This window comes from Streptomyces paradoxus (genome assembly GCF_014202475.1).
Classification (GTDB): Bacteria; Actinomycetota; Actinomycetes; order Streptomycetales; family Streptomycetaceae; genus Streptomyces; species Streptomyces paradoxus.
In genome coordinates this window covers 686,470-705,580 of the sequence record NZ_JACHGV010000001.1, presented here as the reverse complement: position 1 = coordinate 705,580, position 19,111 = coordinate 686,470, and the positions used below count along the sequence as shown (strand labels likewise).

The window sequence follows — 19,111 nt, the reverse complement described above, 5'->3', positions numbered from 1 at the left end:
ACCATGCCGGAGAAGACGATCCCGATCCTGCCCTGCCGGACCCTCCAGCCCGTCCTCGACTTCTACACCGCCCTCGGATTCGAGGTGACGTACGAGCAGCGCAGCCCCAACCCGTACGCGGTCGTGGAACGCGGCGGCATCGAGCTGCAGTTCTTCGCCATGAAGCAGTACGAGCCGGCCGCGTCGTTCAGCACCTGCTACGTCCTGACCGACGACGTCGACGGCCTCTACCGGGCGTTCCGGGCGGGGCTGAAGAAGACGTACGGCAGGATCCCCACCCGCGGGCTGCCACGGGTCGGACCGCTCAAGGACATGTCGTACGGCGTGCGGCAGTTCCTCGTGACCGACCCCGGGGGCAACTGCGTCCGCGTCGGGCAGCGCACCGGCGGGGAGCGGCACCACGGGCCCGCCCCCGAGGAGACGTTCGCGCGGGCCCTGCACTTCGCGTCCCTCCTGGCGGATTCCAAGGGGGACCCGGCGGGCGCCGCCAAGGTCGTCGACCGGGCACTGGGCCTGACGGACGAGACGCCGACGCGCCTCCAGCTGCTGCAGCTCCTCGTCCTGCGCGCGGACGTCGCGGCACGGCTCGACGACGAGGACGCGACCGCCACCGCCCTCGCCCGGGCCGCCGCGCTCGACCTCACCCCGGCCGAGCGCGACCTCGGCCGTGACGCGCTCACCCGCCTGGCGGACCTGCGGGGCTCGCTTCGGCCGTGAGGCCGCGCAGCAGCTCCGGCAGCGCCGTGCCGATGGGATCGCGGACGATCTCGTCGGCACGGTCGTCGTACGGGGTCGGCTCGGCGTTGACGATGATCAGACGGGCACCGTGGTCGGCGGCCACACCGGCGAGACCGGCGGCGGGCTGGACCTGAAGGCTCGTGCCGACGGCGACGAAAACCTGGCAGGCCTTGCTGATGGCGGCCGCCTCGCCGAGGACGACGGGGTCGAGCCGCTCACCGAACATCACCGTCGCCGGCTTCAGGATGCCGCCGCACTCCCGGCACGGCGGGTCCTCCTCACCGGCCTCGACCCGGGCCAGCGCGTCCGTCATCGGGCCGCGGGCGTGGCAGCCCGTGCAGACGAAACTCCGCGCCGAGCCGTGCAGTTCGAGCACCTTGCGGGCCGGCATCCCGGCCAGCTGGTGCAGCCCGTCCACGTTCTGCGTGATCACCCGCACCGGCACCCCGGACCGCGCAAGACCGGCCACCGCCCGGTGCGCGGCGTTGGGCTCCGCCCGCAGCGTCCCTGTCTCGCGCCGCATCAGCCAGGAGCGGCGACGGATCTCCGGGTCGCCCATGTAGTACTCGTACGTGACGAGCTTCTCGGCCTCGGGATCCCGCCGCCACAGCCCGTTCGGCCCGCGGTAGTCCGGGATCCCGGAGTCCGTGCTGATGCCGGCACCGGTGAGCAGGGCGACGAGGGGCTTGGCCATGTCACCGAGGGTAGGCCGGGCCACGGGGCGGCGGCGAACGGATATCGGCCAGGACGCCGTGGGGGACGGGGGAGCGGCCGGGGCAGGTCAGAACACCCGGCGGCCGTTCTCCAGCTCCGCCGTGCCCGAGCCGTCCGCCAGGACGTCGAGGGCGGCCAGGACCCGGCCGCTGTGGGCGGCCGACAGGTACTCGGTCAGCTCCTCGCGCGCCACCAGCCGCCAGGACAGCAGCTCCTCCTCCTGGAGGCGGATCGCCTTGAACTCGTCCTCGCTCAGCACCCCACCGTCGTACAGGTACGCCACCAGCGGCGGACGGCCCACGCCCTGCACCCAGTCCACCGTCAGCAGCCGGCCGAGCTCACGGTCGAGTCCGATCTCCTCGGCCGTCTCGCGCCGCGCACCCTGCCGCGGGGTCTCGCCGTCGTCGGACTCGACGGTTCCGCCGGGCAGCACCCAGCCCTCCCGGTAGCTGGGCTCGACGAGCAGCACACGGCCCACGCCGTCCCGGAACAGCACCGCGGAACCGGCCAGGACGCGGGGCAGGGACGCGATGTAGGCGGCGTAGTCAGGAGAGGAGGTCATCGGTGCAGGGTAGTAGCTCCGCGCGCGTCCCGCCTCACCCCTCCGGTCAGGCCGCCTGCTCCGCCAGCCGCAGCGTCCGTTCCGCCAGTTCGCTGATCCGCACCCCGTCGAAGCCGAACACCGCGCTGCGGACCGTGTCCTCCAGCGGGGCCGTCCACTGGCCGGGGATGGCCGCCGCCCCGCCGAACACACCGGCCACCGAACCCGCCGTCGCGCCGTTGGAGTCGGTGTCCAGGCCCCCGCGGACGGTCAGGGCGATGGTGCGGGTGAAGTCACCGTCCCCGTAGAGCAGACCGGCGGTGAGGACGGCCGCGTTCGGGACGGTGTGGATCCACCCCATGCCGGTGGTCTCCTCGGCGACCGTGGTGAGCGTGTCCTCCCAGGACATCCGGGTGTCGTGCAGGGAGACGACCCGGCGTACCGTGCGGGCGAGGCGGCTGCTCGCCGGGATCACGGCCAGGGCCTCGTCGACGGCGTGCCGCACGGTGGGCGCCGTGAACGCCGCCGCGATCAGCGCCGCCGCCCACATCGCCCCGTAGACCCCGTTCCCGGTGTGCGACAGCACCGCGTCCCGCCGGGCGAGCAGCGCCGCGCGGCGCGGGACGCCCGGGCAGGTCCAGCCGAAGATGTCGGCGCGGATGAGGGCGCCGATCCACTCCTGGTACGGGTTGTCGTACGTCGCCGTCAGCGGCGGCTTCAGCCCGCCCGCGAGGTTGCGGTACGCGGCCCGCTCGGCGGTGAAGGTCTGCAGATACGGCAGCCGCAGCAGCCACAGGTCGCCGACCTGCTCGGTGCTGAAGCCGAAGCCGTGGGTCTCCAGCAGGTCGAGGCCGAGGATCGCGTAGTCGACGTCGTCGTCACGGCAGCTGCCGTGGATGCGGCCGCGGACGCACTGGCGCCATTCCGGCCGCAGCTCGAAGCCCTCGTGCTCGCTGATCGGCTCGGGCAGGTAGTCGGTGAGGGGGAGGGCGCCGGCCTGTCTGAGGTAGCGGTCGATGCGGTCGCGGGTCCACACCTCGCCCTGCTCGACCGGTTTGCCGAGCATGTTGCCCGCGATGCGGCCCTGCCAGCCGCCGAGGATGCGGTCGGAGAGCGCCGTTCCGGTGTCGACGAGGGTCATGGTTGAGGTCTACCCGTTTCGGGGCGGTGCTTGCGGCCCCGCGCCCCTGACGGACGTCGGTCCAGGGGGTGGGCAAAGGCTGACGGGCGGGGGCTTTGCCGGTTAAGGTCACAGCGGCGCGACTGGCCTTGACGTGCGTGAGGGCCCGGAGAGCAAGGGGAGTGCAAGTGGCGGACGCTGCAGTGAGCGGCACCCGGAAGGCACAGCGGGTGCTCGTCGCCGCGGACAAGTTCAAGGGGTCGCTGACGGCCGTGGAGGTCGCCGAGCGGGTCGCGGCCGGCCTGCGCCGGGTCCTGCCGGACCTGGCGGTCGAGACACTTCCGGTGGCCGACGGCGGCGACGGGACCGTGGCCGCGGCCGTCGCGGCCGGGTTCGAGCGCCGGGAGGTACGGGTCGCCGGCCCCCTCGGTGACGAGGTGACGGCGGCGTTCGCGCTGCGGGACGGCACCGCGGTCGTGGAGATGGCCGAGGCGAGCGGGCTGCAGCGGCTGCCCGCCGGGGTCTTCGCCCCGCTCACGGCATCCACGTACGGCTCCGGCGAGCTGCTGCGGGCGGCGCTGGACGCGGGCGCCCGCACCATCGTCTTCGGAGTCGGCGGCAGCGCCACCACCGACGGCGGCGCCGGGATGCTGTCGGCGCTCGGCGCCCGGTTCCAGGACGCCGCCGGGAAGCCGGTGCCCCCGGGCGGCGGCGGACTCGCCGAGCTGGCCACCGCCGACCTGTCGGGACTCGACCCGCGTCTCGCCGAGATCGAGCTGGTGCTCGCGAGCGACGTCGACAACCCGCTGACCGGCCCGAAGGGCGCCCCCGCGGTCTACGGCCCGCAGAAGGGCGCCTCACCCGAGGACGTGGCGGCCCTGGACGCCGCCCTCGCGCACTTCGCGAAGGTGCTCCAGGGCCCGGCCGGCGCGAAAGCCGCCGACTACGCGGCGTCGCCGGGCGCGGGCGCGGCGGGCGGCATCGGCTACGGCGCCCTGCTGCTCGGCGCCCGGTTCCGCCCCGGTATCGAGGTCATGCTCGACGTCCTGGGCTTCGCACCCGCCCTGGACCGCGCCGACCTGGTCATCACCGGCGAGGGCTCCCTCGACGAGCAGACCCTGCACGGCAAGGCCCCCGCGGGCGTCGCCGCCGCGGCCCGCGCCGCGGACAAGGACGTCGTGGCGGTCTGCGGCCGCCTCGCCCTGCCGCCCCAGGTGCTCGGCCGCGCCGGTTTCCGCCGGGCCTACCCCCTGACGGACGCCGAGCCGGACGTGGCCAAGTGCATCGCCGAGGCGGGCCCGATCCTGGAACGGGTCGCGGAACGCATCGCCAGGGACTTCCTCACCTGATCCGGGCGGCTCCCGCCGCCGCAGGCACGCGAAGGCCCGGCCATGAGAAAGGCCCCGAGCGCTCAGCTCGGGGCCTTCATCGTCGTACGGTCGCTACGGCAGCTGCGCCGCCCGCGCCTCGCGGCGGTTGTCGCGGAAGTTGTTCACCCGGCGAGCCGTCGCGAACAGCGGGATCACCGCCCCCGTGACCAGCTGGAGCGCGCACCCCGTCTGCAGGAGGAGCTGTCCGCCGGGCGCGCCGAAGGCCCAGGCCGCCAGCAGACCCATGGACAGGACGATCCAGATCAGCATCGCCACCGCGAGCCAGCCGCGGGGCTTCGGGTACTCGACCCGGCTCACCATCAGCCACGCCGTCCCCACGATCGCCAGCAGCGTGGCCTCGAACGGCAGCTCCAGCAGCACGATCGCGACCACCGTCAGCGCACCGAACGGCGAGGGCATGCCCTGGAACGTGCCGTCCTTCACCGTCACGCACGAGAACCGCGCGAGCCGTAGCACCACCGCCAGCAGCACCACGATCGCCCCGACCGCCGCCACCCGCTGGTGGGCGTCGTTCGCGACCATGCCGTAGACCAGCACGAAGTACGCCGGTGCCAGGCCGAAGCTGATCAGGTCGGACAGGTTGTCCAGCTCCGCGCCCATGGGGGAGGAACGCAGCTTGCGCGCCACCAGGCCGTCGAAGAGGTCGAAGACCGCCGCGCAGAGCATGAGGATGACCGCCGTGGCCGCGCTGTGGCGGGCCATGCCGGTCTCCTGGCTGCCCGTGAGGTGCGGGATCAGGATGCCGGTGGTGGTGAAGTACACCGCCATGAAGCCGCACGTGGCGTTGCCGAGGGTCAGGGTGTCCGCTATCGACAGGCGGAGGGAGAGGGGCATCTCCTCTTCCTCGTCGACCTCGTCGGCCTCCGGGACCCAGCCGGCCTTGGTATCAGGATCAATCACGGTCAATGCGAGTCACCCCAGCCACCGTCTTCTGACCGACCTCGACCGCGACCTCCACGCCCTCGGGCAGGTAGAGGTCGACACGCGAGCCGAAGCGGATCAGGCCGATCCGCTCGCCCTGCTCCACCTTCGTGCCCTGGGGCAGGTAGGGGACGATGCGGCGGGCGACCGCGCCGGCGATCTGGATCATCTCGATGTCGCCGAGCTCGGTGTCGAAGTGCCAGACGACCCGCTCGTTGTTCTCGCTCTCCTTGTTGAAGGCGGGAACGAAGCCACCGGGGATGTGCTCGACCGACGTCACGGTGCCGGCCAGCGGGGCGCGGTTCACGTGGACGTTGAGCGGGCTCATGAAGATCGCGACGCGGGTGCGGCCGTCCTTCCACGGCATGATGCTCTGCACCACACCGTCGGCGGGCGAGATGACCCGGCCCTGGGTGATCTCGCGCTCGGGGTCGCGGAAGAACCACAGCATTCCCGCCGCGAGCGCGGTGGCGGGAACGGCGACGGCCTTGGCGGCGCCGGAGCGGCGCGCACGGGCCAGGCTGAGGGCTGCGGTGGCGACGGTCGGAAGGAGCCACGGCGATGCTCCGCGCGCGAGGCGTACGCCGGCCCGGCTGTCGCGAGGTGCAGAGGTTTGGCTGTGGGGCATGGATGACCTTCGTAGCGGAGATGATGCCGCACTCTGACGGGGGACGGCGGCTTTCCGGCGATCGTAGCGGCTCGGGGCCGTAACTGGGTAAGCCAGGCAGCCGAGTCGGCGGCAGAAGAGTGCTGACGGGGTGTGATCTTCTTCTCCAAGAAAACACCCCGTATCCGGACATCTATCCCTGGAATCGATACTCTTCGAGCAGCCGCCTGCCGATGATCATTTTCTGGATCTCGGCGGTACCTTCACCGATGAGCAGCATGGGAGCCTCGCGGTAGAGGCGCTCGATCTCGTACTCCTTGGAGAAGCCGTACCCTCCGTGGATCCGGAAGGCGTCTTCCACGACCTCCTTGCAGTACTCGGAGGCGAGGTACTTCGCCATCCCGGCCTCCAGGTCGTTTCGCTCCCCGGAGTCCTTTTTGCGTGCTGCGTTCACCATCATCGCATGGGCGGCCTCGACCTTGGTAGCCATCTCGGCCAGCTTGAACTGGATCGCCTGGTGCTGGGCGATCGCCTTCCCGAAGGTGTGGCGCTGCTGCGCGTACTGGACGCCCAGTTCGAACGCACGCTGAGCGACGCCACAGCCACGCGCCGCCACGTTGACGCGGCCGACCTCCACGCCGTCCATCATCTGGTAGAAACCACGGCCGGTGACCCCGCCGAGCACCCGATTCGCAGGAATCCGCAGGCCATCCATGATGAGCTCGGTGGTGTCGACCCCCTTGTACCCCATCTTGTCGATCTTGCCGGGGATCGTGAGGCCGGGCCGGACCTCGCCGAAACCGGGCTCCTTCTCGACGAGGAAGGTGGTCATCGACTTGTGGGGCGCGGTGCCCTCGGGGTGACCTTCGTCACTTCTGACCAGAACGGCCACCAGAGACGACGTTCCGCCGTTCGTCAGCCACATCTTCTGGCCGTTGAGGACGTACTCCTCGCCGTCCTTCACCGCCTTCGACGTGATCGCCGACACGTCCGAGCCGAGGCCCGGCTCCGACATCGAGAAAGCGCCCCGGATGTCGCCGGCCGCCATCCTCGGCAGGAAGTGGTCCTTCTGCTCCTGCGTGCCGTGCTGCTTGAGCATGTACGCCACGATGAAGTGGGTGTTGATGATGCCGGACACCGACATCCAGCCGCGGGCGATCTCCTCCACGCACAGCGCGTAGGTCAGGAGCGACTCGCCCAGACCCCCGTACTCCTCGGGGATCATCAGGCCGAACAGGCCCAACTCCTTCAGTCCGTCGACGATCTGCTGCGGGTACTCGTCGCGGTGCTCCAGCTCCGTGGCGACCGGGATGATCTCCTTGTCCACGAAGTCCCGGACGGTGGACAGGATCTCCTGCTGGACGTCCGTCAGACCGGCGGTCTGGGCGAGTCGCGCCATGGCTACTTCTCCTGCTCCCTGAGCTCGGGGCGGCCGGGCTGCTCGCCGCCGCGCTCCTTGATGTACGTCTCGGTCGGCACCATCACCTTGCGGCGGAACACGCAGACCAGCGTGCCGTCCTGCTTGTAGCCCTTGGTCTCGACGTAGACGATGCCGCGGTCGTTCTTCGACTTCGACGGCCACTTGTCGAGCACCGTCGTCTGGCCGTAGATCGTGTCGCCGTGGAAGGTCGGCGCCACGTGCTTCAGCGACTCGATCTCCAGGTTGGCGATCGCCTTGCCGGAGATGTCCGGTACGGACATGCCGAGCAGCAGCGAGTAGATGTAGTTGCCCACGACGACGTTCTTGCCGAAGTCGGTCGTCTTCTCCGCATAGTTCGTGTCCATGTGGAGCGGGTGGTGGTTCATGGTGAGGAGACAGAACAGGTGGTCGTCGTACTCCGTGACCGTCTTGCCCGGCCAGTGCTTGTACGTCGCCCCGACCTCGAACTCCTCGTAGGTGCGTCCGAACTGCATCGCGCTCAGCCCTCCGGGATCTCGAACTTGCTGGTGCGCTGCATGCCGGCGGCGCGGCCCTTGCCGGAGATGACGAGCGCCATCTTGCGGCTGGCCTCGTCGATCATCTCGTCGCCGAGCATCGCGGAGCCCTTCTTGCCGCCCGCCTCGGACGTGTAGTAGTCGTACGCGTCCAGGATCAGCTCGGCGTGGTCGTAGTCCTCCTGGGACGGCGAGAAGATCTCGTTGGACGCCTCGACCTGGCCCGGGTGCAGCACCCACTTGCCGTCGAAGCCGAGGGCGGCGGCGCGCTGGGCGACCTCGCGGTAGCCGTCGATGTTGCGGATCTGCAGGTAGGGGCCGTCGATCGCCTGGAGGTTGTTGGCGCGGGCGGCCATCAGGATCTTCATCAGGATGTAGTGGTAGGCGTCCGCCGGGTAGCCGGGCGGCTGCTCGCCCACGACCAGCGACTTCATGTTGATCGACGCCATGAAGTCGGCCGGGCCGAAGATGATCGTCTCGACGCGCTGGGAGGCCGTCGCGATCTCGTTGACGTTGTTCAGGCCCTGCGCGTTCTCGATCTGCGCCTCGATGCCGATCTTGCCGACCTCGAAGCCCATCGTCTTCTCGATCTGGGTAAGGAGGAGGTCGAGAGCAACGATCTGCTCGGCCGTCTGCACCTTCGGCAGCATGATGCAGTCGAGGTTCTGGCCGGCGCCCTCGACGACCGTGACGACATCGCGGTACGTCCACTCGGTCGTCCAGTCGTTGACGCGCACGACCCGCGTCTTGCCCGTCCAGTCGCCCTCGTTGAGGAACTTCACGATGGTGTGCCGCGCCTCGGGCTTGGCGAGCGGGGCGCACGCGTCCTCCAGGTCGAGGAAGACCTGGTCGGCCGGGAGGCCCTGGGCCTTCTCCAGGAAGCGCGGGTTCGAGCCCGGTACCGCCAGGCAGGAACGCCGGGGGCGAAGGCGGTTGACCGTGGTCATGCGGGGACCTCCAGGGGGTCGAGCTTGTTCGCTTTCCGGATCTCGTCGACGATGCGGCCGATGATTCCGGTGATGTCGAAGTCCTTCGGGGTGAAGACCGCGGCCACTCCGGCTGCCCTGAGCTGCTCGGCATCACCGTTCGGGATGATGCCACCGGCGATCACCGGTATATCTGTGGCACCCGCCACACGGAGCCGTTCGAGGACGTCCGGCACCAGCTGGGCGTGCGAGCCGGACAGGATGGACAGGCCGACCGCGTGCACGTCCTCGGCGAGGGCCGCGTCCACGATCTGCTCGGGCGTCAGCCGGATGCCCTGGTAGACCACCTCGAAGCCGGCGTCCCGCGCACGGACCGCGATCTGCTCGGCGCCGTTGGAGTGCCCGTCCAGGCCCGGCTTGCCGACCAGGAAGCGCAGCTTGCCGACGCCCAGGTCCTTGGCCGTCAGGTCCACCTTGCGGCGCACCAGGGCGAGCGTGCTGCCCTCCTCGACGGGGACGGCCACCGGCGCCGAGGAGACGCCCGTGGGCGCCCGGAACTCGCCGAACACCTCGCGCAGGGCCCCAGCCCACTCGCCGGTCGTGGCGCCGGCGCGGGCGCACTCCAGGGTGGCCTCCATGAGGTTCTCGTTGCCGCGCGCGGCCTCCTTCAGCCGCTCCAGCGCCTTGCAGGGCCGCGGGTGGTTGAACGGCGGCTGGTAGCGGCTGTCGCGCCACTGCTGGAGCGCCGCGATGACCCGGGCCTCGACCGCCGGGTCCACCGTCTGGATCGCGGTGTCCAGGTCGGCGGTCAGCGGGTTCGGCTCGGTGCCCTCGAACATGTTGACGCCGATGATCTTCTCCTGGCCGGACTCGATCCGGCCCCGGCGCTCGGCGTGCGAGGCGACCAGCTGCGACTTGAGGTAGCCGGACTCGACGGCCGCCATCGCGCCGCCCATCTCCTGGATGCGGTCGATCTCGGCGAACGACGCCTCGACCAGCTCGTCCACCTTCGCCTCGATCACCTTCGATCCCTCGAAGATGTCCTCGTACTCCAGCAGGTCGCTCTCGTACGCCAGCACCTGCTGGATGCGCAGCGACCACTGCTGGTCCCAGGGGCGGGGGAGGCCGAGCGCCTCGTTCCAGGCGGGCAGCTGCACGGCGCGCGCGCGGGCGTCCTTGGAGAGGGTGACGGCCAGCATCTCCAGGACGATCCGCTGGACGTTGTTCTCCGGCTGCGCCTCCGTCAGGCCCAGGGAGTTGACCTGGACGCCGTAGCGGAAGCGGCGCTGCTTGGGGTTCTCGATGCCGTACCGCTCGCGGGTGATGCGGTCCCAGATGCGGCCGAACGCCCGCATCTTGCACATCTCCTCGACGAAGCGGACGCCCGCGTTCACGAAGAACGAGATGCGTGCCACGACATCGCCCATGCGCTCCTGCGGCACCTGGCCGGAGTCGCGCACGGCGTCGAGGACGGCGATCGCGGTGGACATCGCGTACGCGATCTCCTGCACCGGCGTGGCGCCCGCCTCCTGCAGGTGGTAGCTGCAGATGTTGATCGGGTTCCACTTCGGGATGTGGGAGACCGTGTACGCGATCATGTCCGTCGTCAGGCGGAGGCTCGGCCCCGGTGGGAAGACGTGCGTCCCGCGGGACAGGTACTCCTTGACGATGTCGTTCTGGGTCGTGCCCTGGAGCTTGGTGATGTCCGCGCCCTGCTCCTCTGCGACGACCTGGTAGAGCGCCAGCAGCCACATGGCGGTGGCGTTGATCGTCATCGAGGTGTTCATCTGCTCCAGGGGGATGTCCTGGAACAGCCGGCGCATGTCACCGACGTGCGCGATCGGCACGCCGACCCGGCCGACCTCGCCGCGGGCGAGGATGTGGTCGGAGTCGTAGCCGGTCTGCGTCGGCAGGTCGAACGCCACCGACAGACCCGTCTGGCCCTTGGCGAGGTTGCGCCGGTACAGCTCGTTGGACGCCTCGGCCGTGGAGTGACCGGCGTACGTGCGCATGAGCCACGGCCGGTCCTTCTCCCGCTGCGCTTCGGCGGGCTGACGCTCAGTCATCTATGACCCCGGGTGTCTCAGATGTTGCGGAAGCGGTTGATGGCGTCGATGTGCTTGGCGCGCTTCTCGTGATCGCGCACGCCCAGGCCCTCCTCGGGGGACATGCACAGCACGCCGACCTTGCCCTGGTGCAGGTTGCGGTGCACGTCGTAGGCGGCCTGGCCGGTGTCCTCCAGCGAGTACACCTTGGACAGGGTCGGGTGGATCTTGCCCTTGGCGATGAGCCGGTTGGCCTCCCAGGCCTCGCGGTAGTTGGCGAAGTGGGAGCCGATGATCCGCTTCAGCGACATCCACAGGTAGCGGTTGTCGTACTCGTGCATGTAGCCCGAGGTCGAGGCGCAGGTGGTGATGGTGCCGCCCTTGCGGGTGACGTAGACGGACGCGCCGAAGGTCTCGCGGCCGGGGTGCTCGAAGACGATGTCGATGTCCTCGCCGCCGGTGAACTCGCGGATGCGCTTGCCGAAGCGCTTCCACTCCTTGGGGTCCTGGGTGTTCTCGTCCTTCCAGAACTTGTAGCCCTCGGCGTTGCGGTCGATGATCGCCTCGGCGCCCATCGAGCGGCAGATGTCCGCCTTCTGCTCGCTGGAGACGACGCAGATCGGGTTGGCGCCGCCGGCCAGCGCGAACTGGGTGGCGTACGAGCCGAGTCCGCCGCTCGCGCCCCAGATGAGCACGTTGTCGCCCTGCTTCATGCCGGCGCCGTTGCGGGAGACCAGCTGCCGGTAGGCGGTGGAGTTCACCAGACCCGGTGCGGCGGCCTCCTCCCAGCTGAGGTGGTCGGGCTTAGGCATCAGCTGGTTGGACTTGACCAGCGCGATCTCGGCGAGGCCGCCGAAGTTGGTCTCGAAGCCCCAGATGCGCTGCTCGGGGTCGAGCATCGTGTCGTTGTGGCCGTCGCTGGACTCCAGCTCGACGGAGAGGCAGTGCGCGACGACCTCGTCGCCGGGCCGCCAGGCGTTGACGCCCGGGCCGGTGCGCAGGACGACGCCCGCGAGGTCGGAGCCGATGATGTGGTACGGCAGGTCGTGGCGCTTGGTGAGCTCGCTGAGCCGGCCGTAGCGCTCCAGGAAGCCGAACGTCGACAGCGGCTCGAAGATCGACGTCCACACCGAGTTGTAGTTGACCGACGAGGCCATGACGGCCACCAGGGCCTCGCCCGGGCCGAGCTCGGGCAGCGGCACCTCGTCCAGGTGGATCGACTTGCGGGGGTCCTTGTCGCGGGTCGCGAGGCCCGCGAACATCTCCGTCTCGTCCTTGTGCACGGTGATCGCGCGGTACGACTCGGGGAGCGGGAGGGCGGCGAAGTCCTCCGACGTGGAGTCGGGCGACTGGATCGCGGCCAGGATGTCCTTAACGGTCACGGTGTTGCCTCCGGCGGTGAGCGCCCTGAGGGAGGGGCGCCGATGGTTACGTCGGTGCTGCTGAGGGTTGAGGGTGTGCCGTCGGTTCGGCGGTGGTGCTGTTCGGCAGCGCTGGGTGGCGCGGGAGGTTGCCTGTGACGCAGGCGCCCGGGCGAGCAGGCGGGTGAGCTTGCTGGGACGTCGCCCGGACCTCTTCAACGTATGACACCGCGTGTCACCCCGCAAGGCACTGAGTGCCAGAACTTGGCCTCAGATGAAATCTTTACGTAACAAATGAGCGATGATCGATCGAACGGGCCCTCCAGGAGCCTGCAAAACGGCCCCTGACATGCCAAAACGGCCACCCCGCAGGGTGGCCGTCATCACAGTGGCGAAAGCCGCTCAGAGCCTGCCGAAGGGCTGTTCAGCGCTCCTTGAGCGCCTGCTCGATCGTCCGCATGACCTCGTCCAGCGGCGCGTCGGTGCGGGCGACCGTCACCAGCACCTCGCCCTGCGCCGAGGCCGTGGCCACGGCCGGCTGCGCGTCCGTGGAGCGCCCGGCCCCGATGCCCGTGCCGAAGGTCTTCCGCACGATCGCGAAGGCGTGGTCCAGCTGCGCCTCCACGTCCCCCTGGGCACCCGCGCGCAGCCAGCGCCGCAGCACATGGTTGTGGGCCGTGACCACGGCCGACGCGGCGACCTCCGCCAGCAGCGGGTCGTCGTTGGCGTCGTCGGCGTGCGCGCGCTCGTCGAAGTGGCCGAGGAGATAGCGGGTGAAGAGGCGCTCGTAGCGGGCCACCGACGCGATCTCCGCCTCGCGCAGGGTGGGAACCTCGCGCGTCAGCTTGTAGCGGGCGACCGAGATCTCCGGCCGGGCCGCGTACATCCTCATGACTTCCTTGATGCCGCGGCACACGGTGTCGAGCGGGTGCTCGTGCGCGGGGGCGGCGTTGAGCACCGCCTCGGCGCGGATCAGGGTGTCGTCGTGGTCGGGGAAGATCGCCTCTTCCTTGGAGCGGAAGTGGCGGAAGAAGGTGCGGCGGGCGACCCCGGCCTGGGCCGCGATCTCGTCGACGGTGGTCGCCTCGTACCCCTTCGTCGCGAACAGCTCCATCGCGGCGGCCGCCAGTTCCCGGCGCATCTTGAGCCGCTGGGCGGCGGCGCGAGAGCCGGCGGCACTCTCCGGCGCGTCGGTCGCGGCTGGTGTACGTGAGGACTTGGCGGGCTGGGGCATGCCCTGAACGTACTGCATGTGCGCAGCTCGCTGCGCATGGCCTGGTTCGTGGAACCGGTCCGTGCCGAGCAGGCCGCCCCACTCGGCACCGGACCGGAACCAGTCGCCGGGACGCTCAGCGCTTGGCATATTCGCGGAAGCCACGGCCGGTCTTGCGGCCGAGGCAGCCCGCGGCCACCAGGTGCTCCAGCAGCGGCGCCGGAGCGAGCCCCGGGTCGCGGAACTCGCGGTGCAGGACCTTCTCGATGGCGAGCGAGACGTCCAGTCCGACGACGTCCAGCAGCTCGAAGGGGCCCATCGGGTAGCCGCCGCCCAGCCTCATCGCCGCGTCGATGTCGTCGAGCGTCGCGTAGTGCTCCTGCACCATCTTGATCGCGTTGTTGAGGTACGGGAACAGCAGCGCGTTCACGATGAAGCCCGCGCGGTCGCCGCAGTCGACCGGGTGCTTCCTGATCCGGCCGCACACCTCGCGGACCGTCGCGTGGACGTCGTCGGCCGTCAGCACCGTCCGGACCACCTCGACCAGCTTCATGGCCGGCGCCGGGTTGAAGAAGTGCATGCCGATCACGTCCTGCGGGCGCGAGGTGGCCCGGGCGCAGGCGACGACCGGCAGCGACGAGGTGGTGGTGGCCAGGATCGCGCCCGGCTTGCAGACCTTGTCCAGGGCCGCGAACAGCTGCCGCTTGACCTCCAGGTCCTCGGCGACGGCCTCAACGGCCAGGTCGACACCGGCGAAGTCGTCGTAGGTGCCCGTGGCGGTGATGCGGTCCAGGGTCTCGGCGGCGGCCTCCGCGGTCATCCGGCCCTTGTCGACCGAGCGGCTCAGGGACTTGCCGATCCGGGCCTTCGCGGTCTGCGCCTTCTCCGCGCTGCGTGCGGCCAGGACCACCGCGTACCCGGCCTTGGCGAAGACCTCGGCGATCCCGGAGGCCATGGTGCCCGAGCCCGCGACACCGACCGAGCTGATCTCCCGCCCGGGGGCGAGGTCACCGCCCTCCGCCGGGGTCAGCGCGTCCCGAACGACCACCGCGCTGCCCGGCGCCTCGTACGTGTAGAAGCCGCGCCCCGCCTTGCGGCCGGTCAGGCCCGCCTCGCTGAGCTGCTTGAGGATCGGGGCCGGTGCGTGCAGCCGGTCGCGGGACTCGGCGTACATGGCGTCCAGGACCGTACGGGCGGTGTCGACGCCGATCAGGTCGAGCAGCGCCAGCGGACCCATGGGCAGTCCGCAGCCCAGCCGCATCGCGGCGTCGATGTCCTCGCGGGAGGCGTACTTGGCCTCGTACATCGCGGCGGCCTGGTTGAGGTAGCCGAACAGCAGGCCGTCCGCGACGAAACCGGGACGGTCGCCGACCGCGACGGGCTCCTTGCCCAGGTCCAGCGCGAGGTCGGTGACCGCCGTGACGGCCGCCGGCGCGGTCAGCACCGAGGAGACGACCTCGACCAGCTTCATGGCCGGGGCGGGGTTGAAGAAGTGCAGGCCCAGCACCCGCTCGGGGCGGGACGACTCGGCGGCCAGCCGGGTCACGGACAGGGCGTTGGTGCCGGTCGCCAGGATGGTCTCCGGGCGCACGATCCCGTCCAGTTCCCGGAAGATCTGCTGCTTGACCTCGTACGACTCCGGGGCCACCTCGATGACCAGGTCGGCGTCGGCCGCAGTGCGCAGGTCGGCGGAGGTGCGGACACGGCCGAGGACCCCGGCGCGCTCCTGCTCGGTCAGCCGGCCGCGCTCGACGCCACGAGCCGTGGATGCCTCCAGGGCGGCGACGCACTTGGCGGCCTGGGCCTCGCTGATGTCGATGCCGATGACCGTGCGGCCGGCCTTGGCGAGGACCTCGGCGATGCCGGTGCCCATCGTGCCGAGGCCGACGACGGCGACGGTCTGCAGCGGGGACTGGGACGGGTCGGAAAGGGGAGTGGCCATCGCGGGACTCCAGGATGAGGGTGACGACGGGGAACGCGCTCCGGGTGCGCCGGAGGCGGCCCGGCAGGGGCCGGACCACGGGCGCACCGGGTGCGTGATGAAGTGCGGGTGCTGGCCGGGCTGCGAAGCGCACACGCCCGGTGCCGCTCGGCGGGCGTGCACACGCCCGGGGCGAAACGGCGTTCCGACCGGCCCTGTCCCGGGGCCGAGCCGTACTGCGGTACCTGAGGCACCGAACCGACTGCTCTCACGACAGCCGCGTCACCAGACCGCCGTGAGGAATGCGAGTGGGTAACTCGCTCGTCTGAGCTTAACTGGCGGGTAACGAGCACGCCAGCCCTCGTCTTTGTGATGTACGTCCCGCACGGACCGCGCCGCACTTAACCTCTGTGGCATGAGCGAAGAGTTGCGATCACTCACGGAGCGCTTACGGCAGGAGTCCGGGGCGCCGCCCGCGTTCGAGCGGCTCGTGGCGACCGACGACCTCGACACCCTGGCGGCGGTGCTGACGGAACCCGGGCAGCACCTGTGGGCGAGGGAACTGGCCGCGTTCCGGCTGGGGCTCGCGCGGGACCGGCGGGCCTTCGAGGCTCTGGTGCTGCTGCTCAACCACCGTGACCCCCCGCGCTGCGCCTCCGCCGCCCACGCCCTGGCCCGGCTCGGCGACCCGCGGACCGCCCGGGCGGCCGCCGCCCTCGCCACCAACGAGCTGCGCGTCGCCTACGCCCTGCAGCCGGTGCGGCTCCTGGTCGAGCTGCGCGCCCCCGAGGCGGTGCCCGCGCTGATCACCACACTCCAGCGGCGCCTGCGCCCGCACGATCCGTACCGCCGTGTGGCCCTCGCCTGCGTGGACGGGCTCGGTGCGCTGGGCGACACCCGGGCCCGGCCCGTGCTGAACGAGGCGCTCGCGCATCCGGTGCTGGCCGAGGCGGCGGTGCGGGCGCTGGGGCGGATCCCGAAGCAGCGGTGAGGTCAGCGGGGGAGTGTCCTGGCGTACCGCACCTCCGGGACCGTGACCCCGTCCACCTCGAAGGGCTCCTCGGCGCCGTCCGCCCGGAAGCCGGCCCGCTCGTAGAAGCGGCGGGCCCGGTCGTTCCCCTTGAGCACCCACAGGAGGACACGGCCGTGGCCCGCGGCCGCGCAGCCCGCGACGGCCCGGGCGAGCAGTGCCCGCCCCGCGCCCTGCCCCACATGCCGTGGATGGACGTAGATGGCGTACAACTCGGCGTCACTCGTGAGGACTTCGCCCTCCCGGTACGGGCCGTGGCACGCCCAGCCCACGAGCTCGCCGCCGGCGTCCTCGGCGACCAGGTTCACCACACTGCCGTCGCCCTGCGTGAGGCGGGTGCGACGGCGCTCGGCGTCCTCCTCGACGCTGAGCCCGTCCAGGTACGACTGCGGGATCAGTCCCTGGTAGGCGCTGCGCCAGCCGCCGACGCGGATCTCCGCGACGCGGTCGCAGTCGGCGAGTGTCATCTCGCGTATCCGCAGCCCGCTCATGGCGCGACCACCGCGAACGCCTCGACCTCCATGAGGAACTCCGGCCGGACCAGCGCCGCGACCTGTACCGCCGACGCGGCCGGCAGCCGGTCGTCGGGTATGTACCGGGCGCGGGCACCGCGCAGGGCCGGCAAATGGGCCATGTCCGTGACGTAGTAGGTGAGTTTGAGGACGTCGTCGAAGGTCGCACCGGCGGCCGCCAGGCAGCGCCGGAGGTTTTCGAAGACCTGGCCGGCCTGCGCCGCCGGGTCGCCCTCGCCGACCAGCCGCCCCTGCTCGTCGAGGGCGAGCTGACCGGCGATCGCCACGAAGCGGCCGGTGCCCAGGACGACATGGCTGTACTGGGGCGCGGCGGCGACGCCGTCGGGGGCGGGGATCCTCGTCAGCTCACTCATGGGTCCATGGTGGACCATGGCACCGACAGCGCCCGCCGCCCCCGACAGGTCGTCAGCCGCTCAGTGACGGAAGCCGAGCAGGCCGTGCAGCGCCGAGCCGTTCGAGGAGGCCTTGGCCGCCTTGGCGGTCGCCGCCGCGGGCTCGGGGTCGGGCAGCGCCTCGCACACCGCGTCCGCCTCGCCGTGGCCGCGCGGCACGGTGCCGTCCGTCAGGTACGCCGCCAGGTGGTTGTCCAGGCAGGCGTTGCCGCTCAGCGTGACGCCGTGGTTGCCGCCGCCCTCCTCGACCACCAGGCTGGAACGGGCCAGCAGACGGTGCGCGGTGACAGCTCCCTCGTACGGGGTGGCCGCGTCACCGGTCGCCTGGAACAGCAGGGCCGGCGGCAGCTTGCCGTTGGCCACGTTCACCGGGCGCAGCGAGTCCGTCGGCCAGAACGCGCACGGTGCGTTGTACCAGGCGTTGCTCCAGGTCATGAACGGCGCCTTGGCGTACACCGCCCAGTTGTCCTTGCGCCACTGCCGCCAGTCGCGCGGCCAGTGGGCGTCCCGGCACTGCACCGAGGTGTAGACGCTGTAACCGTTGTCACCGGAGGCGTCGACCGCGCCGAAGTTCTCGTACGCCTCGACCAGCGGCTCGGAGTCCTCGTCGTTCACGTACGCCGCGAACGCCTCCGCCAGGCTCGGCCAGTAGCCGTTGTAGTAGCCGCCCGGGATGAACGTGTCCTCCAGCTCTGAGGCGCCCACCGTGCCGCCCGCCGGTTTCCTCGCGAGGGCCGCGCGCATCGCGTACCACTTGGCCTCGATCCGCTCCGGATCGGTGCCCAGCCCGTACGTCGCGTCGTTCTTGGCGACCCACGCCAGGAAGGCGCGGTGACGGTCGTTGAAGGCCACGTCCTGGTTGAGGTTGGCCTCGTACCAGACGTCGGTCGGGTCGACCACGGAGTCCAGGACCAGGCGCCGGACCCGCTCCGGGAAGAACGTGGCGTAGACCGCGCCCAGGTAGGTGCCGTACGAATAGCCGAAGTAGTTGATCTTCTTCGCGCCCAAGGCCTGCCGGATCGCGTCCATGTCGCGCACGGCGCTGGTGGTGTTGATGTACGGCAGGACGTGCCCGTACTTCCTGCCGCACGCGGCGGCGAAGGATCTGGCGCGGTCGAGGTTGGCCTTCTCGATCGCGGGCGTCGTCGGCAGGGAGTCCGGGCGGACCGGGGCGAAGCGGCCCGGCCCGCAGTCCAGGGCGGGCTTGCTCGACCCCACCCCGCGCGGGTCGAAGCCGATGACGTCGTACTGGGCCGCGACCTTCGCGGGCAGGGACGACGCGACGAATCCGGCGAGCGTCAGCCCGCTGCCGCCGGGGCCGCCGGGGTTGACCAGCAGCGGGCCCTGGTAGGTCCGCGCGGTGTGCGGGACGCGCGACAGGGCGAGGGTGATCTTCTCCCCCTCCGGCCTGCTGTGGTCGAGGGGCACCTTCAGGGACGCGCACTGGAGCGTCGGGTACTTGTCGGTGGCGCAGCTCTTCCAGGTGAGCTTCGGGGTCTGGACGGTGTTCGCGGGGCCGGGTGCGCTCGCCTCGGCGGGAACGGCCGTGAAGGTGCCGGCCATGACGACGGCGGCGCCGCAGAGCGCGGCTGCGCGTTTTCTCATGGAGTCCTCCCAGGACGGCGGGATGGAGGACCGCGAGGGTCGCCGTCCTCGCGGCATCGTCCCGGAAGGTGGTCCCGGAAGAACTCATTCCGTAATGCTCATGACCCGATTGGATCTT

General features: G+C 70.8%; 18 protein-coding genes. 3 read left to right on the top strand and 15 right to left on the bottom strand.

The genetic code is table 11. The features are described from left to right. Positions 1-3: 3 nt before the first annotated feature. Positions 4-717 carry a bleomycin resistance protein gene (locus HNR57_RS03190; RefSeq protein WP_184555499.1) on the top strand — a complete coding sequence of 238 codons (714 nt, stop codon included), beginning with the start codon at positions 4-6 and terminating at the stop codon, positions 715-717. On the opposite strand, the gene HNR57_RS03185 is transcribed toward HNR57_RS03190, so the two are convergent. From HNR57_RS03185 to HNR57_RS03175, 3 genes are all read right to left on the bottom strand, one after another. Beyond that, a complete protein-coding gene (locus HNR57_RS03185) occupies positions 677-1,432 on the bottom strand; it encodes an SIR2 family NAD-dependent protein deacylase (RefSeq protein WP_184555496.1) in 756 nt (251 codons plus the stop codon). The two genes, HNR57_RS03190 and HNR57_RS03185, sit on opposite strands and share 41 nt — an antisense overlap. Positions 1,433-1,519: 87 nt before the next feature. Next, positions 1,520-2,014: an NUDIX domain-containing protein gene (locus HNR57_RS03180; protein WP_184555494.1), complete on the bottom strand. Its 495-nt coding sequence runs from the start codon at positions 2,012-2,014 to the stop codon at positions 1,520-1,522. A 46-nt stretch (positions 2,015-2,060) separates the two neighbouring features. Beyond that, on the bottom strand, positions 2,061-3,134 hold the full coding sequence (locus HNR57_RS03175; protein ID WP_184555491.1) for an ADP-ribosylglycohydrolase family protein: 1,074 nt from the start codon (positions 3,132-3,134) through the stop codon (positions 2,061-2,063). Positions 3,135-3,343: 209 nt separating this feature from the next. On the opposite strand from HNR57_RS03175, the gene HNR57_RS03170 reads away from it, so the two are divergent. Beyond that, the gene (locus HNR57_RS03170; RefSeq protein WP_184556558.1) at positions 3,344-4,462 is read left to right on the top strand and encodes a glycerate kinase; all 1,119 of its coding nucleotides are present in this window, start codon (positions 3,344-3,346) and stop codon (positions 4,460-4,462) included. A 93-nt stretch (positions 4,463-4,555) separates the two neighbouring features. Here HNR57_RS03170 and pssA read toward each other — a convergent pair whose 3' ends face one another. From pssA to HNR57_RS03125, 9 genes are all read right to left on the bottom strand, one after another. Continuing rightward, a complete protein-coding gene (gene pssA, locus HNR57_RS03165) occupies positions 4,556-5,338 on the bottom strand; it encodes a CDP-diacylglycerol--serine O-phosphatidyltransferase (protein ID WP_037667928.1) in 783 nt (260 codons plus the stop codon). A gap of 58 nt (positions 5,339-5,396) precedes the next feature. Further along, complete coding sequence (locus HNR57_RS03160) at positions 5,397-6,053, bottom strand: phosphatidylserine decarboxylase (RefSeq protein ID WP_033309199.1); 657 nt, start codon at positions 6,051-6,053, stop codon at positions 5,397-5,399. A gap of 172 nt (positions 6,054-6,225) precedes the next feature. Next, positions 6,226-7,431: an acyl-CoA dehydrogenase family protein gene (locus HNR57_RS03155; RefSeq protein ID WP_184555488.1), complete on the bottom strand. Its 1,206-nt coding sequence runs from the start codon at positions 7,429-7,431 to the stop codon at positions 6,226-6,228. A gap of 2 nt (positions 7,432-7,433) precedes the next feature. Continuing rightward, the gene (locus HNR57_RS03150) at positions 7,434-7,946 is read right to left on the bottom strand and encodes a MaoC family dehydratase (RefSeq protein WP_030843910.1); all 513 of its coding nucleotides are present in this window, start codon (positions 7,944-7,946) and stop codon (positions 7,434-7,436) included. A gap of 5 nt (positions 7,947-7,951) precedes the next feature. Next, positions 7,952-8,914, bottom strand: a complete 963-nt coding sequence (locus HNR57_RS03145) for an HpcH/HpaI aldolase/citrate lyase family protein (RefSeq protein WP_184555485.1) — start codon at positions 8,912-8,914, stop codon at positions 7,952-7,954. Then, a complete protein-coding gene (locus HNR57_RS03140) occupies positions 8,911-10,959 on the bottom strand; it encodes an ethylmalonyl-CoA mutase (RefSeq protein ID WP_184555482.1) in 2,049 nt (682 codons plus the stop codon). Before HNR57_RS03140 ends, HNR57_RS03145 begins: the two co-directional genes overlap by 4 nt. 17 nt (positions 10,960-10,976) lie before the next feature. Further along, positions 10,977-12,320 (bottom strand): crotonyl-CoA carboxylase/reductase, encoded by a 1,344-nt coding sequence (gene ccrA / locus HNR57_RS03135; RefSeq protein ID WP_184555479.1) that lies wholly within the window; start codon positions 12,318-12,320, stop codon positions 10,977-10,979. A gap of 403 nt (positions 12,321-12,723) precedes the next feature. Further along, positions 12,724-13,533, bottom strand: a complete 810-nt coding sequence (locus tag HNR57_RS03130; protein ID WP_246554156.1) for a TetR family transcriptional regulator — start codon at positions 13,531-13,533, stop codon at positions 12,724-12,726. Positions 13,534-13,648: 115 nt separating this feature from the next. Then, a complete protein-coding gene (locus tag HNR57_RS03125; protein ID WP_184555473.1) occupies positions 13,649-15,454 on the bottom strand; it encodes a 3-hydroxyacyl-CoA dehydrogenase family protein in 1,806 nt (601 codons plus the stop codon). Between the two features lie 394 nt (positions 15,455-15,848). Here HNR57_RS03125 and HNR57_RS03120 point away from each other — a divergent pair, with 394 nt between their 5' ends. Further along, positions 15,849-16,424 (top strand): adenylosuccinate lyase, encoded by a 576-nt coding sequence (locus HNR57_RS03120; protein WP_184555470.1) that lies wholly within the window; start codon positions 15,849-15,851, stop codon positions 16,422-16,424. Between the two features lie 2 nt (positions 16,425-16,426). On the opposite strand, the gene HNR57_RS03115 is transcribed toward HNR57_RS03120, so the two are convergent. From HNR57_RS03115 to HNR57_RS03105, 3 genes are read right to left on the bottom strand one after another with little or no spacing between them, the layout of a single operon-like run. Next, the gene (locus tag HNR57_RS03115; protein WP_184555467.1) at positions 16,427-16,954 is read right to left on the bottom strand and encodes a GNAT family N-acetyltransferase; all 528 of its coding nucleotides are present in this window, start codon (positions 16,952-16,954) and stop codon (positions 16,427-16,429) included. Then, entirely contained in the window at positions 16,951-17,349 is a 399-nt protein-coding gene (locus HNR57_RS03110) for a RidA family protein (protein ID WP_184555464.1), read from the bottom strand. Before HNR57_RS03110 ends, HNR57_RS03115 begins: the two co-directional genes overlap by 4 nt. 60 nt (positions 17,350-17,409) lie before the next feature. Further along, on the bottom strand, positions 17,410-18,993 hold the full coding sequence (locus tag HNR57_RS03105; RefSeq protein ID WP_184555461.1) for an alpha/beta hydrolase: 1,584 nt from the start codon (positions 18,991-18,993) through the stop codon (positions 17,410-17,412). Positions 18,994-19,111: the final 118 nt, after the last annotated feature.